This is a genomic window from Flavobacterium aquariorum, from assembly GCF_003254745.1.
Taxonomy (GTDB): domain Bacteria; phylum Bacteroidota; class Bacteroidia; order Flavobacteriales; family Flavobacteriaceae; genus Flavobacterium; species Flavobacterium aquariorum.
In genome coordinates this window covers 349,404-365,047 of record NZ_QKXH01000003.1, presented here as the reverse complement: position 1 = coordinate 365,047, position 15,644 = coordinate 349,404, and the positions used below count along the sequence as shown (strand labels likewise).

General features: G+C 34.1%; 13 protein-coding genes. 7 read left to right on the top strand and 6 right to left on the bottom strand.

What is annotated here, in order from left to right; all coding sequences use genetic code 11:
- Positions 1 to 8: 8 nt before the first annotated feature.
- The 6 genes from DOS84_RS06920 to DOS84_RS06895 all read right to left on the bottom strand — a co-directional run bounded on the left by DOS84_RS06920 (position 9) and on the right by DOS84_RS06895 (position 3,310).
- On the bottom strand, positions 9 to 455 hold the full coding sequence (locus tag DOS84_RS06920; protein ID WP_243636330.1) for an META domain-containing protein: 447 nt from the start codon (positions 453 to 455) through the stop codon (positions 9 to 11).
- A gap of 218 nt (positions 456 to 673) precedes the next feature.
- Positions 674 to 1,471 (bottom strand): PhzF family phenazine biosynthesis protein, encoded by a 798-nt coding sequence (locus DOS84_RS06915; RefSeq protein ID WP_111409386.1) that lies wholly within the window; start codon positions 1,469 to 1,471, stop codon positions 674 to 676.
- 30 nt (positions 1,472 to 1,501) lie between these two features.
- Positions 1,502 to 1,900, bottom strand: coding sequence for a DoxX family protein (locus DOS84_RS06910; RefSeq protein ID WP_111409385.1), 399 nt, complete (start codon positions 1,898 to 1,900; stop codon positions 1,502 to 1,504).
- Between the two features lie 6 nt (positions 1,901 to 1,906).
- Entirely contained in the window at positions 1,907 to 2,371 is a 465-nt protein-coding gene (locus DOS84_RS06905) for an SRPBCC domain-containing protein (RefSeq protein WP_111409384.1), read from the bottom strand.
- Between the two features lie 5 nt (positions 2,372 to 2,376).
- Complete coding sequence (locus DOS84_RS06900) at positions 2,377 to 2,700, bottom strand: metalloregulator ArsR/SmtB family transcription factor (protein ID WP_111409383.1); 324 nt, start codon at positions 2,698 to 2,700, stop codon at positions 2,377 to 2,379.
- A 226-nt stretch (positions 2,701 to 2,926) separates the two neighbouring features.
- Complete coding sequence (locus DOS84_RS06895) at positions 2,927 to 3,310, bottom strand: hypothetical protein (RefSeq protein ID WP_111409382.1); 384 nt, start codon at positions 3,308 to 3,310, stop codon at positions 2,927 to 2,929.
- A gap of 465 nt (positions 3,311 to 3,775) precedes the next feature.
- On the opposite strand from DOS84_RS06895, the gene prfA reads away from it, so the two are divergent.
- From prfA to DOS84_RS06860, 7 genes are all read left to right on the top strand, one after another.
- On the top strand, positions 3,776 to 4,852 hold the full coding sequence (prfA, locus tag DOS84_RS06890; RefSeq protein WP_111409381.1) for a peptide chain release factor 1: 1,077 nt from the start codon (positions 3,776 to 3,778) through the stop codon (positions 4,850 to 4,852).
- Between the two features lie 137 nt (positions 4,853 to 4,989).
- Positions 4,990 to 7,191, top strand: coding sequence for a DUF5723 family protein (locus DOS84_RS06885; RefSeq protein WP_111409380.1), 2,202 nt, complete (start codon positions 4,990 to 4,992; stop codon positions 7,189 to 7,191).
- A 114-nt stretch (positions 7,192 to 7,305) separates the two neighbouring features.
- Entirely contained in the window at positions 7,306 to 8,127 is an 822-nt protein-coding gene (pyrF, locus tag DOS84_RS06880; protein ID WP_111409379.1) for an orotidine-5'-phosphate decarboxylase, read from the top strand.
- A 58-nt stretch (positions 8,128 to 8,185) separates the two neighbouring features.
- Positions 8,186 to 8,980 carry an ABC transporter substrate-binding protein gene (locus tag DOS84_RS06875; protein WP_111409378.1) on the top strand — a complete coding sequence of 265 codons (795 nt, stop codon included), beginning with the start codon at positions 8,186 to 8,188 and terminating at the stop codon, positions 8,978 to 8,980.
- Positions 8,981 to 9,044: 64 nt separating this feature from the next.
- Positions 9,045 to 9,830 (top strand): alpha/beta fold hydrolase, encoded by a 786-nt coding sequence (locus tag DOS84_RS06870; RefSeq protein WP_111409377.1) that lies wholly within the window; start codon positions 9,045 to 9,047, stop codon positions 9,828 to 9,830.
- A 658-nt stretch (positions 9,831 to 10,488) separates the two neighbouring features.
- Complete coding sequence (locus tag DOS84_RS06865; RefSeq protein ID WP_111409376.1) at positions 10,489 to 12,255, top strand: GEVED domain-containing protein; 1,767 nt, start codon at positions 10,489 to 10,491, stop codon at positions 12,253 to 12,255.
- 391 nt (positions 12,256 to 12,646) lie between these two features.
- Positions 12,647 to 15,643: a SusC/RagA family TonB-linked outer membrane protein gene (locus DOS84_RS06860; RefSeq protein WP_111409375.1), complete on the top strand. Its 2,997-nt coding sequence runs from the start codon at positions 12,647 to 12,649 to the stop codon at positions 15,641 to 15,643.
- Position 15,644 lies beyond the last annotated feature (1 nt).

Here is a 15,644-nt window from a genome sequence, read left to right as displayed (position 1 = left end):
CTCTGGTACTAATTTGTTTTTTTAAACCGCATCATTGGTACTTCATCAATATTCAGATTGAGTTTTCCTTCCTTATCGATGGAGTAATTGTTGACTTTTTTCATCATTTGCAAAAAAGCCTGTTCACCGCCGCCTTCACAGAACATCATGGTTGCTGGTCCTGGTTCTCCAAATGAAATTGATTTTCCGTCAGAGGTGTATTTTGCCATATATCCGTTGCAGCTGTTAGTCCCGCTAACTTCATTCGTTGCGGTATTGAATGCAATTTGTGGTTTTTTGTTGGGATACAAACCCTCAAAAGCAATCCGTGTTCCAGAAATGTATTCCAATTCCCATTTTGCATTTGAGAGATTATTTGTTGTTTTTGAGCTTGAACATGCACTTATAAACAGAGCTAAAAAGAAAATGAGCGATAATGTGTTGTTTTTCATAATTTGAATGATTAAGAGTTTCATTTTTTGTTTTATGTCCGATTAAATACTTACTACTGAAAAGCATAAAATTATTTATAAATATTGTAAGGTAGCTAATTTTGAAGCATTATTAAATATGCAGACCAAATAATGATTGATAATGTTCTATAGCAGCAATCCACTGAATATTTTATATGCGATGCATCCCGCATTTTCGAAAGCTTCTGTGGTTTAACTTAATGATATTGACAGGAGGAAAATTATAAAATAAATTCCCCTTCCAATACAATTACTGCTTCTCCTAAAATGCTGACTTTGTCCTGTAAAAGTTTGGTACTCATTGTTCCGGTTCTTGATGAAGACTGAAAAGCATTCAATTTTGTTTTATTCAATTTTAATGCCCAATATTTGGTCAAAAAAGTTTGTACACCACCAGTGACAGGATCCTCATTAGTTCCTGCCCATGGCCAAAAATACCTGTAATGAAAATCAAAATTTTCATTGTCTGAAACTGCGGTTACTAATACTCCGTTTATTCCCGTATGGGATTTTATCAATGCTGTGAAATCGGGTTTTAAATTTGCCAGTTCAACCGTACTCTCAATTTCAAGTAGAATTATTTTATTGTTCGGACTGTATCTTTTATTTACAATTTTAGAAATTCCAAGTGCGTCCAGCATCTCTTGAGGTACTTCGGTTTCTTCAGTGTCGTAGACAGGAAACTGCATTTGGATTTTATTATCCGCTTTTTCAATAAGCAGTTCAACATTGTCGCAGTTGATGAATTTTATACTGTCAAATGAAGTGCTGCTGAAAATGATTTTGGATGAAGCCAAAGTGGCATGTCCGCAGAGCGGGATTTCAATCTTTGGTGTAAAAAATCTGATACTATAGGTGTTTCCTGTGATTTGTTTTAGGAACGCAGTTTCAGAAAATCCAATTTCCATTGCAATATTCTGCATGGTTGATGCATCTAATTCTTCCTCAGGGAGACAAACCGCAGCTGGATTTCCTTTGAATTTTTCATTCGTAAATGAGTCAACAAAATAAGTTTTCATTTTTTAAATTTTCTGTAGGTTTATAAGTGACTAATTTTCTGCCGTAACAAAATTATCCAAATTAATTTTGCGGTCTGCAGGTCTGAAATACCAAGATACAATTACAAAAATAGTTTGAAATAGCGGTCCAAAAATTGCTTTCCCAGCATCGCCCATTGCCAAGTGCGAAAATAATGCGCCTGTCATTAGGAAAAAGAATCCTGCGTATGCCCATTCTTTTAAAAGTTTGTTTTTTGGAATTAAAATAGCGATTACCCCAAGGATTTTCCAAACCCCGATAATGTTCATAAAATACATCGGATAGCCAGTGTGTGCAATAAGTTCATTCATTTCTTTGGTGTGCAGTAACTGTGAGATACCGCTTCCTAACATGCCGACAGACAAAAGTGCTGTGGCTGTCCAATAAATTATTCTGTTTCTCTTTGTCATGATATATTATTTTAATTGGTTAACGATTTCTTGCAGGCGGTTATGCGCCATATTTATTCCTTGTGCGAATGGCAGTTTCAGAATCTGGTCTCTTATTTCAACTGATTTATAAACCACGTGCATTGTAAGTTTACTGGTGCTGTCAGTCACTTTTTCAAATTCTAAAAATTCAAGCTGAACACCAAAAGGAGTATTACTCATTTCAAATGTTCTTATAATTTTTTCGTTAAGGACAAACTCATGGATTGTTCCGTTAAAGCCGTGTTTGTTTCCTTTCGGGTCAGTGGTTTCAAGCTGGTAACTGCCGTGATTTTTGTTTTCAAGTTTCAGCACTTTTGTTCCCATCCACTGCTCGACAATTTCGGGTTCTGCATAGGCTTTGAACAGTAATTCCAAAGGCAGATCAAATGCTCTTGTGATTACCAATTCCTGCTTGCCGTCAACGGCATTAATTTTTGTTTTTAGTTCCATGATATTTATTCCTTTGGTTTATAGTTTTTCATAATGTCTTCCAATTTATTAAATCGGTCGTCCCACATTTTTCGGAAAGGTTCGATAAAATCGGCAATCTCTTTCATTTTTTTTGCATTCAGATGGTAATAAATTTCTCTTCCACTTTGTTCGGCGGTGAGCAGTTCACATTCGGTTAAAATTTGAAGGTGCTTGGAAACCGTTGGTCTTGCCGTGTCAAAATTGGATGCAATTGTTCCCGCAGTCATCGATTGTGTGGTTACCAGCATCAGTATTGCCCTGCGTGTGGGATCGGCAATTGCCTGAAAAACGTCTCTTCTTAAATTCATCGTGAAGTTATTTGACTACAAATATAAGTGTAGTTAAGTAGCTACGCAAATATTTTGAGAATTATTTTGTGGAAGATGGAAATATTAGGAGTTTAATGAAACTATATATTTAATTGAGTCATTGCAATTTTTATTACGTGCTCAGCGTGTGTGACGAAGTCATAAGACTCCACAGAGCAGACTAAAAAAAACAGTTTTAGCTTTTTTATGGAATGCTGCGCTTAACTTATTTTGACATAAATCTGTAAACGATATAAGGTGCTATTGCAACCCAAATTGGAATAAGAATCCAAATTTGCCCTTCAGTAAAATTATAGGCATGCAATAATTGTTTCCATGAATTCCCACGTAGTAATCCAAAACTAAACTCAAATGCCAAAGTTAAAAGTGTCCAAATAATTCCAATTGATAAAGCCTGTTTTTCAGAATTTGGCGGAAACCATTTTATAACTAAACAACAATAAATCCCAATAAGAATAATTAAAGAAAATGTAGAGATTTGGTGCGCCACTAATGCACTAACATATTTGTTATACCATAAATCCCTCGCTATTCCATTGAGCACAGCAAGTAAAAGCATCGGAAACCAGTATAACAGGTATTTAAGCATTTCAGGTAGTATTAGGGTTAGTTGTATTTACAAGATGATTGTATACTTAAGGCTTAAAGTTAGTCTTTTGGTCTCGATTATACTTAGTATTATCTTATTTCTATTATGAAATTGAATGAATAAAATTGTTTAGATTGTATACATGAGCGGGACGTTCCCGTTAGCGTGCGTACTGAAACTTTGCTAAGCTGATTAAAAATCCCTTTGTCAAAAATAACCTCATTAAATTTATAAATTTCACTAAAAACGAATTGCTGTTTTTAGCACAAAACCCCTAGCCCTGATAGAAGCGGCATCCTTTTTCTTGCTCCTTTAGCAAGGAAAAGATATAGCGTATAGCAGGAATCAGCTCCTAAAAAAACGAAAAAGCCTCCTAAATTATGTTAATGATATTCTCTGGTTATAGTAAATTGTAAACTGAATAGTTTTTTTGTACTTTTGCACTCCAATAAAAGGAATAAGAAAATGTTAGATAGACTTCAAATAGTAAAACAACGTTTCGATGAGATTTCGGATTTGATCATTCAGCCGGATGTAATCTCAGATCAGAAACGTTATGTGCAATTGAATCAAGAGTATAAGAATTTAAAAGCTTTGGCTGAAAAGCGTGATGAATACGTGCTTTTGATGGCAAATATCGAGGAAGCAAACGAAATAATTGCTGACGGTAGTGATGCCGATATGACGGAGATGGCCAAAATGCAGTTGGACGAAGCCAAAGAGAGATTGCCGGAACTAGAAGATGAAATTAAATTCATGCTGATCCCGAAAGATCCTGAAGATGCGAAAAACGTGATGGTGGAGATTCGCGCTGGAACGGGTGGGGATGAAGCGAGTATTTTTGCAGGAGATTTGTTCAGAATGTACACTAAATACTGTGAAGGACAAGGATGGAGAACTTCAGTTGTGGATATGAACGAAGGAACTTCGGGTGGTTTCAAAGAGGTAATTTTTGAAGTTACAGGAGAAGATGTTTATGGAACTTTGAAGTTTGAAGCAGGTGTTCACCGTGTGCAACGTGTTCCCCAAACGGAAACTCAGGGACGTGTACATACATCGGCGGCGACGGTTATGGTACTTCCGGAAGCTGAGGAGTTTGACGTTCAGATCGATATGAACGATGTTCGTGTGGATTTCTTCTGTTCGTCAGGACCTGGTGGACAATCGGTAAATACTACGAAATCGGCTGTACGTTTGACGCACATTCCAACTGGATTGGTGGCGCAATGTCAAGACCAGAAATCACAACATAAGAATAAAGACAAAGCTTTGGGCGTTTTACGTTCTCGTTTGTATGAACAGGAATTGGCCAAGAAACAGGCTGAAGATGCTACCAAACGTACATCTCAAGTTAGTTCTGGTGACCGTTCGGCTAAGATTCGTACTTACAATTATGCTCAAGGGCGTGTGACTGATCACCGTGTTGGGTTAACATTATACGATTTGGGTAACATCATGAATGGTGACATTCAGAAAATCGTAGATGAATTGCAATTGGTAAACAATATGGAAAAATTAAAAGAAGCAAGCGAAGTTTTTTAAAAACTAACTCTGTTTATTTTACAGGCACTTAATCGGATAGAATCGATTAAGTGTTTTTTTTGTGTCGTTCTCATTTTAAACGAATTAAAATCTTATTAAAACAATCATAATACTATTATTAACCTTAAATCAATTTGATGAAAAAATCGTTACTATTTTTAATTGTTCTATTTTCAATTGCACAAGCAAATGCCCAATCGTATATGGGGTATATTCCTGATAATTATGCTGGAGTGCAGGGAGTACTTTTTAATCCGGCCTCTATTGTCGATTCTCGTTTTAAAACAGACATTAATATTTTTTCGACCAGTAGCTCGTTAAACAATGATTATTATGGCCTAAGTTTGTTTGATTTGTCGAAAAGCTCTTATGATGCGAATAAAGATGGCAAAAGAACACCCACTAAAAATAATGGTGGGATTGTATATTCTGACGTGATGGGACCTTCATTTATGTTTAATATTGCCCCAAAACACGCAATCGCCATTTATACGCGAGCCAGAGCTATCATAAATGCCAATGATATAAATGGAACATTATACGACCAATTAAAAGATGGTTTGGATGATGCATCCAGTTTTAATATTAATGTTGGAAATCCAAATGTCGTTGGACATACTTGGGGGGAAGTAGGAGCATCTTATGCTGCTGTTTTATGGCAAAGCAAGCAACATTTCCTTAAAGGAGGTTTTACTGCCAAATATTTAATAGGAGGTGCAAATTCTTATATGAATGGTGAAAATGCTACAGCTGCGTTTATTCAGACCAACGATCCGGCAACAAGTAGTTTGACAACTACAGGAAGCCTTACCATTGGGAGTAATCCTGATTTTATTACTGGAGATGAGGATTTTAAATTTGACCCTAATTCAAGAGGATATGGTGCTGATTTTGGTTTGATCTATGAGTGGAGACCTGATTATGAGGCTTATGATTTGGGCAAAACCAAAGCAGTTGACAATAATTTTAGAGACTTAAATAAATATAAATTGCGTTTCGGATTATCGATTACAGATATTGGATCTATTAAATACAATAATTTAAAAGAAGATTTTTATAATATTAATGGTGTAGTGTCTCAACAAGATATTGATGATGCCGGAGACCTAGGCGATTTTTTAGAAACTCATTATGGAACACCTACGACAAGATATTTTTCCAAAAAAGCAAATTTGCCTACAGTAATGCACTTGGATGCTGATTGGAATATGTACAAAAAATTCTATTTGAACTTAAATGGAAATCTTAGTTTAGTAGATAAATCGGCTCTGGGTAAAACGAGTTCGGCAAATACTTGGATTTTGACACCACGTTATGAAACGAGATGGTTTACATTCTCTCTACCTATTAATTATATGGAATATAGCGGAATGCAAGTAGGTACTGGATTGCGTTTTGGACCTTTGTTTGTTGGATCTAGTTCTTTAATTACGAATTGGCTTTCAAAAGAATCAAAAGCGGCTGATGTTTATTTTGGTTTCAAAATTCCAGTGTATGAAAAGAAATTTAAAGATACGGATGAGGACGGAATCTTAGACAAAGAAGATTCATGTCCAACTGTAGCTGGTCCCGTTGAGAATAAAGGTTGTCCTTGGCCAGACACCGATGCAGATACTGTTGTCGATAAAGATGACAAATGTCCAACCGTTGCTGGTCCCGTTGAGAATAAAGGATGTCCTTGGGGCGATGCTGATAGAGACACAGTTTTGGATAATGTTGATGCTTGTCCTTCTGTTGCAGGGCCTGTTGAAAATAAAGGATGCCCGTGGCCAGATACTGACGGAGATTCAGTGCTGGATAAAGACGATAAATGTCCAAACGAAAAAGGATTGGTTGCCAATGCAGGTTGTCCTGAGCTAGATGCAGATAAAGATGGTGTGACGGATAAAGAAGATGCTTGTCCTACTGTTGCCGGACCAGCAAGCAATAAAGGTTGTCCTGAAGTTACTAAAGAAGTATTAAAAGAACTTAAAGTTCAAGCAAGAGCAGTGTTTTTTGTAACTGGGAAAGCAGTTTTACAAAATGCTGATAAAGGACAAACTGACGGAAGATTAGATGCTATTAAAGAAATTATCAAAAATTATCCAAATGCAAAATTCTCTATCGAAGGGCATACAGATAACGTAGGTAATGCTAAAGCGAACCAAAAACTTTCTGAGGCTAGAGCAAAAGTGGTTATGAATGCATTAATTGCAAAAGGGGTTAATCCAGAAAATTTAACTTATAAAGGATTTGGAGCTACGAAACCTGTTGCAAGTAATAAAACGGCAAAGGGAAGAGCTGAAAACAGAAGAACCGAAGTGATTCACGTAGGGACTATATACGAAGGAAAATTATAATTTTTTAATTCTAAAAAAAAGCCGTTCTTAATTGAATGGCTTTTTTTATTTTTGCATGCCAAATAAAAGTGAATTATTTCACATAAATTAATAGTGATTTAAAAAAAAATAGAGATGACGACACAAGAATTAATTCAACAAATTAAAATAAAAAAATCATTTCTATGCGTAGGTTTAGATGTGGATTTAAATAAAATTCCAAAGCATTTATTGGAGACTGAAGATCCTATTTTTGAATTTAATAAAGCCATTATTGATGCAACCCATGATTTGGCTGTAGCCTATAAACCGAATATTGCATTTTTTGAAGCTTATGGAATAAAAGGTTGGATGTCATTGCAAAAGACAATTAACTATATCAACGAAAAACATCCTAATATTTTTACTATTGCCGATGCAAAGCGCGGTGATATTGGGAATACTTCATCAATGTATGCCAAAGCTTTTTTTGAAGATCTAAATTTTGACAGCGTTACAGTTGCTCCTTATATGGGAAAAGACTCAGTTGAGCCTTTTCTTGCTTTCGAAAATAAACATGCCATAATGTTGGCGTTGACTTCTAATGACGGTGCTTTTGATTTCCAAACCTTACAGGTTAACGGAAAAGAATTGTACAAACAGGTATTGGAAACATCCAAAACTTGGAAGAATTCTGAAAATCTAATGTACGTAGTTGGTGCTACCAAAGCCGAATATTTTACCGAAGTTCGTAAAATTGTTCCAAAGAGTTTCTTACTTGTTCCAGGTGTTGGCGCACAAGGAGGAAGTCTTCAAGAAGTTTGTAAATACGGAATGAATGACAATGTTGGATTGCTAATCAATTCTTCACGTGCCATTATTTATGCTTCCAATGGAACTGATTTTGCCGATGCTGCAAGAACTGAAGCTTTGAAAATGCAACAGGAGATGGAGGAGATTATGAATTCAAAGTTTTAGTTTTAAAAGTTTAAAGCAGTTCAGGTTTTAATTTTAAACAATTTAAACTTTAAACAAAATGAAACAATTCATAGATCAACTCGGAATTACTCACACTTTTGATTCCTCTCCTAGGCGAATCGTTTCTCTAGTGCCTTCCCAAACCGAGTTGTTATATGATTTGGGTTTGGAAGATAGAATAGTGGGAATTACCAAGTTTTGTGTTCATCCTTATCATTTAAAATCAACAAAAAAAATAATTGGAGGAACCAAGAATGTGCATTATGATAAAATCCGATTATTGAAACCAGACATTGTCATTTGCAACAAAGAGGAAAATACACAGGAAATGGTGGAAGAGCTGCGTAAAATTTGCGCGGTTTGGGTAACCAATATTGTGACTATTGAAGATAATTTTAGAATGATAACCGACTTTGGTCAGCTTTTTGATAAAAGGACCGAAGCCAGAAAATGGAACGACAAATTGGCTTTTGCCTTGAGCGATTTTAAAAAATTTATCAATGATGTTCCAGTTAGAAAGGTCGCCTATTTTATTTGGAAAAAACCTTATATGGTTGCTGGTTCAGGGACTTTTATAGATGAGTTATTAAAGCTGAATCATTTTCAAAATCATTTTGCTTCAAAAGAGAGATATCCCGAAATTGAACTTGATAGAATGGAAGAAGAAGGCGGTTTGGATTTGATTTTACTTTCCTCGGAACCATTTCCTTTTAAAGCGGAAGATGGTTATGAAATTGTCAAATCTACAGATAAAGCTCAAGCCATTTTGGTAGACGGAGAAATGTTTTCATGGTATGGAAGCCGATTACTTAAGGCCTTTGATTATTTTAAATACTTGCATAACAGTATTTGATAAGATTACAAAGGGATTAAGAATTCCGAAAAAAAACTATATTTGTCCAATAAAAAAAAACTAAGTGATTAACTATACAGTATATAAGAACGAGAACAGCGATCAGTGGGTCACATTTGTGCATGGCGCTGGAGGAAGTTCATCCATTTGGTTCAAACAAATCAGGGATTTCAAAAAAAGCTACAATATTTTATTGTTGGACTTGAGAGGTCATGGAGAATCCAAAACGACTTTGAAAACCGCCTTCAAACAAAAATATACTTTTTCGGCTTTGGCCAATGATATTCTGGAGGTTTTGGATCATCTTAAAATTGAAAAATCACATTTTGTTGGAATTTCATTAGGAACAATTCTTATCAGACAATTGGCTGAAATGTATCCAGTTAGAGTGCAAAGTATGATTCTTGGTGGAGCCATCTTAAAAATGAATTTCCGTTCCCAGATATTAATGCGTTTGGGAAACACTTTTAAGTATGTATTGCCTTATTTAGTTTTATATAAGTTTTTTGCTTTTGTGATAATGCCCAAGAAAAGTCACAAGCAATCTCGTTCGCTTTTTATAAATGAAGCCAAGAAATTATACCAAAAAGAATTTATTAAGTGGTTTAAATTAACTGCCGAGATAAATCCGGTGCTGAAGTGGTTTCGACAGGTTGAATTGAATATTCCTACGCTTTATGTTATGGGAGAAGAAGATTATATGTTTTTGCCGTCAGTTCGTAAAGTTGTCGAAAGCCATTATAAATCATCCAAGTTATTCGTAATTGAAAATTGTGGACATGTGGTCAATGTAGAACAGCCTAACGCTTTTAATTCAGCTGTTTTGTCTTTTATTCATACTACTCAGTAAATCATACTGAGCTTTTTTCGAAAAAAGAATCAATAATGTTTTTTTTATTTGTTTAAAAAAAATGTTATTTTTCTATGTAATATGCAGTGTTAAAAGAAAACTTATAAAGAAAATCTAATAAAAAGTATAAATTTATTTTGTTGGTACTTTTTTTTTTATACTTTTAACAAAAAATAAAAACACCTTATTTTGATTTTAAGAAAAACAAATATAGTTATAAATACTAAATCTCTTTATTTAAGAGGACTTCAGCCTGTATTTAATTGCTGATTTAAAATTGGTTCAAAAAACTCTATCCCTTGAGTTTTACTTCCTATTTAGTTATTGTTTTTTTCTTCTTAATTAAGACACCATGAATTTTATTAAATTAATACTTGTATGTATTGATTGTAAATCTTTTTCTCTAAAAGGATTGCAACCAATATTTAATTGTTAAAAAATCTCTTCCAGATTTAATGATTGTAGTGCTTAAATGTTTTTCTATTGGGCAACTATGATTATTTATATTCCATTTTAAAAGATTAAAAAGTGCGATTCAATAGTAATTTAAAGCTATTTGTTTGGAAATAATTATTGTTATTCCAAATTTAAATAAACAAAATTTCTGATTAGTAGCATTGTTAATTCCCGATTATTAACATTTAGCAAGTTTTAAATCATGAAAAACAATATTTTAAAAATAAATCAAATCATTATTTTCCTTTTTATTTCAGCAATAAGCCCTGCATATTCACAAAGTTACACAAGCTGGATTACCGGAAGTATTGCAGATGTTACAACAACTGCTACAGGTGGTGCCTGCTTGATGGGTGGCGGAACAGATAACGATGACGCCATAAAATGGATGATACAAAAATCAGGAGGTGGTGATTTTGTAGTTATTCGCTCTGCTGGAACTCAGGGTTATAATGATTATATCTATGGTTTGGGAACAGTAAATTCTGTAGAAACAATTCTGATTGATACCAGAGCCAAAGCAAGTATTGCTGAGATTGCAACTAAAATTAGAAATGCTGAAGCTTTATTCATAGCAGGAGGAGACCAATCCACGTATGTTTCGTATTGGAAAGACACACCAGTAGAAGATGCCATAAATTATTTGATAAACACAAAAAAAGTTCCTGTTGGTGGTACTAGCGCTGGATGTGCCATACAGGGCAAATATTATTATAGTGCTACAAATTCTAGTGTTACATCTGCTCAGGCATTAGCAAATCCGTATAACACGGATATGACTATCGGGGCTAATGATTTTATAAACAATCCAATTTTATCAAATGTCATTGCAGATACACATTACAATAACCCTGATCGTAGGGGAAGACAAACTGCTTTTATTGCCAGAATGTGGAAAGATTTAGGAGCTGGATTAAATGCAAAAGGCATCGGCGTTTATGAAAAAACAGCCGTTTGTATTGACCAAAATGGCATTGCTAAAGTTTTTGCACCAGCAACGGGTAATTACGCTTACTTTTATCAATTTGATACCTCTTCTACTCCTGAAACATTAGTTTCTGGTTCTCCATTAACATGGAACAATAGTGGGAAAGGGGTGAAAATTATTAAAATTGAAGGTGATACCTCGGGTTCTACGACAATAGATTTGAACAATTGGTCAATAGTAAATGGAAGTAAAGCAGTTTATGGTGTTATAAAAGTAATAAATGGCACGTTAACAGAAACTTCAACATCTGGAGGAGGAACCGTTTCTTATTGTACTTCACAAGGAGGTGATTCTAGTAGGGAATGGATAAAGAAAGTTGCAATTGGTACAATTAGCAATTTAAGCAATTCAAATGGAGGTTATGCTGACTTTTCTTCTCAGGTTAGTAATATAACTAAAGGAGTGGCAACTACTTTAACTTTAACTCCTGGTTTCAGTGCAACAAGAAATTTATATTGGAACGTATTTATAGATTTAAACAATAATGGTCTTTTTACAGACTCAGGTGAGGAAGTATATTCTATTTTTAGTAATCAAACTTTAACACCAAAAATTACCATTCCAACTTCTGCTTCTGCGGGAAATATTAGAATGCGAATTATAGTAAGTTATAATTCAATAAATTCTTCATGTGGTGCTTATAATTATGGTGAGACAGAAGATTATACATTAAATGTTGTTAGTGGAACTGCAAAAATATCTAAAAATAAAGAAGTAGAATTTGAGAATACTACAGTTGCTTTTTATCCAAATCCTGCTAAAGATTTAGTTAGAATTAACTTTCTATCAGAACAAAAACAAGAAGCACAAATTTTAATTTATAATCTTGGTGGTTCAATGGTAAAAAGTTTAATTACAAATGTTTCTGCTGGTATTAATAATATGGAGATTGATTTATCTGAATTGCAATCTGGTCAATATATTATAAGTATTAATAAAGGAGAAGATAAAGTGATCTCGAAACTAATAATTTCAAAATAAAACCATTTGGAATTTAAAGCTTGAAAGTTAAAGTAATCCATTTTGATTTTAATAAAAATAAATACCATGATAAAAACTAAATCTCTTACTTTAAGGGGCCTTCAACCTATCTTCAATTGTTGATTTATATGGCTTCGAAAAACTCTTCTTGAGTTTAGATGATATATAGTTATTGTTTTTTTATTACCCTAACCAAAACCAAATGAATCTTATCAATCTATTCCACGTATGTATTGATTGCAAATCTCTTTCTCTAAAAGGCTTGCAACCAATATTCAATTGTTAGAAAACTTGTTCTTCACAGTTTACAGATTTCAATACCCAAACTTTCGCTTTGATGAGTAGTTAGGGTATCTATTATCAATTTTATTAAATTTAAAATATTAAAAAAATGAAATTCAATAGTAATTTAATACTGTTTGTTGTGTTGTTGGCATGTATTTCAACCTACGCACAAAAAAAAATAACAGGAACTGTTATAGACAAACAAACAAATCTGCCAATGGCAGGAGTTAATATAGTTTCTTCCAATTCAAAAACAGGAACTATATCAGGATTTGACGGGAAATTTCAATTAGAATTACCCGATAATGTTGCCTCAATAGAGCTTTCTTATATTGGTTACCAAAACAAAAAAGTAGCAATAGATGGAAGCACTAATTACAATGTTTACATGAGCTCGGGCCAAGACTTAAAAGAAGTTGTAGTTATTGGTTATGGGACAGTATCCAAAAGAGATTTAAGTTCAAGTGTTTCATCAATTAAAACAAAAGATTTACCTCAAGGAACATCTTCAAGTTTTGAAAACTCATTGCAAGGACAAACCGCAGGGGTAAATATCAGCTCTTCATCTGCTACGCCAGGTAGTGCGGTTAGTGTAAATATTCGTGGAGTATCCTCTATCTCAGCAAGTAGCCAACCGCTGTATATTATTGATGGAGTTCCAATGGTATCCAGAAATAATTCCGCTTTGAATGCCAATATTCAACCTGTTAACCCTTTGGCGGATTTGAATCCATCAGATATCGAATCATTTTCAGTCCTAAAAGATGCAGCAGCAGCAGCCATTTATGGTTCTAGAGGAGCTAATGGAGTTATATTGATTACGACCAAAAGAGGTAAAACAGGCGCAAGTTCTATTGATGTGAATTATTATACAGCTATTTCTGAAATTACAAATTATCCTAAAATGGTTGATAGTAATAAATTTAAAAGCTTCTTCAACACTGCTGCCGAATTTGATGGCTTAGGTTCTGACTATTTTGATTGGATTGACACTTCGAAAGGGATTAATACCAATATTTATGATGAAATTTTTAGATTAGGAATTGCTCAAAATCTAGATTTGAATTTAAAAGGTGGTAGTGAAAAAACAAATTACTATCTAAGTGGAAATTATTTTAATCAAGATGGTATTCAAATTGGACAGGGCTTTAAAAGATTGAGTGGTCGTTTAAATGTAGATCATACAATTAATGATAAATTTAAAGTAGGTTCAACTGTGTTTGTTACTCGAAGCAATCACCAAAGAACTATTGGTGAAAATGATGAATATGGAGTAGTAATTAATGCTCAAGGTTGGGATCCTACAGAGCCAATATATGATGATAAGGGGAAGTATACCAATCCTTTTAAATATAACACTTGGTGGCCATTAGAAAATCCAGTACAAGTTGCGAATGAATACAAAAATACTTCACAATCTACACGTTTTCAAGGTTCTACTTATTTGGAATGGAAAATTATTCCAGATTTAAAATTCAAAACTGCTTTGTCTTTAGATTATTCTAATTTAGTAGAGAGTTCTTATGTGCCTTCTGGAACTAATAAATCCAAGACAGGTGAGGGTATTTATGCCACTTATGAAGAAACCAATTGGCTTATGGAAAATACTTTAAACTACACCAAAAAGTTTGGAGATAAGCATGATTTTGGAGCAATTTTAGGTTGGACATTACAAGGAAACGAAGCATTATTTTCAGACCAATCGGGTGTTGGGTATGCAACCAATACTACAGCAAGCATATCTGCAGCAAGTACAATTACTTCAAGTACTTCTGGCAAAAGTCAATATGGTTTACAATCTTTCTTTGGAAGAGTAAATTATGTTTATAATGATAAATACATAGCTTCATTTACAGTAAGAGCAGACGGTTCTTCTCGTTTTGGAGAAAACAATCAGTATGGTTATTTCCCTTCTGGATCGGTAGCCTGGAGAGTTAATAAAGAAGATTTCTTCAAAATTGAAACGATATCAGACTTTAAAATTCGTGCTAGTTACGGGCTTACAGGAAATCAAGAAATTAGCTCTAACTGGAGAGGTACATACTCCTTAAATGCCAGTTATAATGGTGTTCCAGGTATTGCTCCTGGTAGTTTAGGAAATCCGGATTTGGGTTGGGAAAGCACGAAACAGCTAGATATTGGTTTAGACTTTGGTTTATTTAAAAACAGGCTTACATTCACTGCAGATTATTTTGACAAGCAAACGGATGATTTATTATTACAATCTAAAGTTTCAGGTTTGACAGGTTTTAATTCTGTTTTCCAAAATGTAGGAGCTATACAAAATAAAGGATTTGAGTTTGCAATTAATGCCGCTGTTATTGACGGAGAACAATTCAAATGGAATACCGGAGTAAACCTTACTATGTTGGATAATAAAGTTAAAAAATTGAACAACGATGGTGAAGAAATTGGAAGAAACCATATCCTAAAAGAAGGCGAAGCGGTTAGTACGTTATATTTGATTAAGTTTTTAGGTGTAGATCCTCAAACAGGAGATGCTAAGTTTGATGATGTTAACAAAGATGGAATTATTGATTTTTCTGACAGACAGATTGTTGGAGGAGCAATACCAACTTATTATGGAGGTTGGACTAACAACCTTAGCTATAAGCGCTTTACATTGACAGCTAACTTTCTGTTCTCTGGAGGAAACAAAATATTCAATCAAAGCCGACATGTTTATGATAACTATGGTTTTACAAAAAGCGGAATACCGTATTCTAATATAAGCGAAAGGGTATATGATAATTATTGGAGAACTCCGGGCCAAATCACTGATGTGCCAAGACCATCAACAAAAGCTGGACAAATGCAACGTTTTAGTACTCAGTATTTAGAAGATGGAGATTATATTCGATTAAAAACTTTAAGTCTTTCATATAAATTCCCTTCTAAAATAATTAATACAGTTGGTTTAAATAATTTGTCTTTATACATCCAAGCTCAAAATTTATTTACCATAACAGATTATTTAGGTTTTGACCCTGAGGTTTCGACGAATACCTCAAGTCAGCAAGATTTGAATAGCATGCAAGGGGAAGATTTTGGAACTTTAGGTCAGGCACGCACATTTACTATAGGATTAAGTACAACGTTTTAAA

Excerpts from the sequence above, each read along its gene's own strand:
- DOS84_RS06920 (WP_243636330.1), bottom strand. The coding sequence starts at position 455 with ATGAAACTCTTAATCATTCAAATTATGAAAAACAACACATTATCGCTC.
- DOS84_RS06915 (WP_111409386.1), bottom strand. The coding sequence starts at position 1,471 with ATGAAAACTTATTTTGTTGACTCATTTACGAATGAAAAATTCAAAGGA.
- DOS84_RS06910 (WP_111409385.1), bottom strand. The coding sequence starts at position 1,900 with ATGACAAAGAGAAACAGAATAATTTATTGGACAGCCACAGCACTTTTG.
- DOS84_RS06905 (WP_111409384.1), bottom strand. The coding sequence starts at position 2,371 with ATGGAACTAAAAACAAAAATTAATGCCGTTGACGGCAAGCAGGAATTG.
- DOS84_RS06900 (WP_111409383.1), bottom strand. The coding sequence starts at position 2,700 with ATGAATTTAAGAAGAGACGTTTTTCAGGCAATTGCCGATCCCACACGC.
- DOS84_RS06895 (WP_111409382.1), bottom strand. The coding sequence starts at position 3,310 with ATGCTTAAATACCTGTTATACTGGTTTCCGATGCTTTTACTTGCTGTG.
- prfA (WP_111409381.1), top strand. The coding sequence starts at position 3,776 with ATGTTAGATAGACTTCAAATAGTAAAACAACGTTTCGATGAGATTTCG.
- DOS84_RS06885 (WP_111409380.1), top strand. The coding sequence starts at position 4,990 with ATGAAAAAATCGTTACTATTTTTAATTGTTCTATTTTCAATTGCACAA.
- pyrF (WP_111409379.1), top strand. The coding sequence starts at position 7,306 with ATGACGACACAAGAATTAATTCAACAAATTAAAATAAAAAAATCATTT.
- DOS84_RS06875 (WP_111409378.1), top strand. The coding sequence starts at position 8,186 with ATGAAACAATTCATAGATCAACTCGGAATTACTCACACTTTTGATTCC.
- DOS84_RS06865 (WP_111409376.1), top strand. The coding sequence starts at position 10,489 with ATGAAAAACAATATTTTAAAAATAAATCAAATCATTATTTTCCTTTTT.
- DOS84_RS06860 (WP_111409375.1), top strand. The coding sequence starts at position 12,647 with ATGAAATTCAATAGTAATTTAATACTGTTTGTTGTGTTGTTGGCATGT.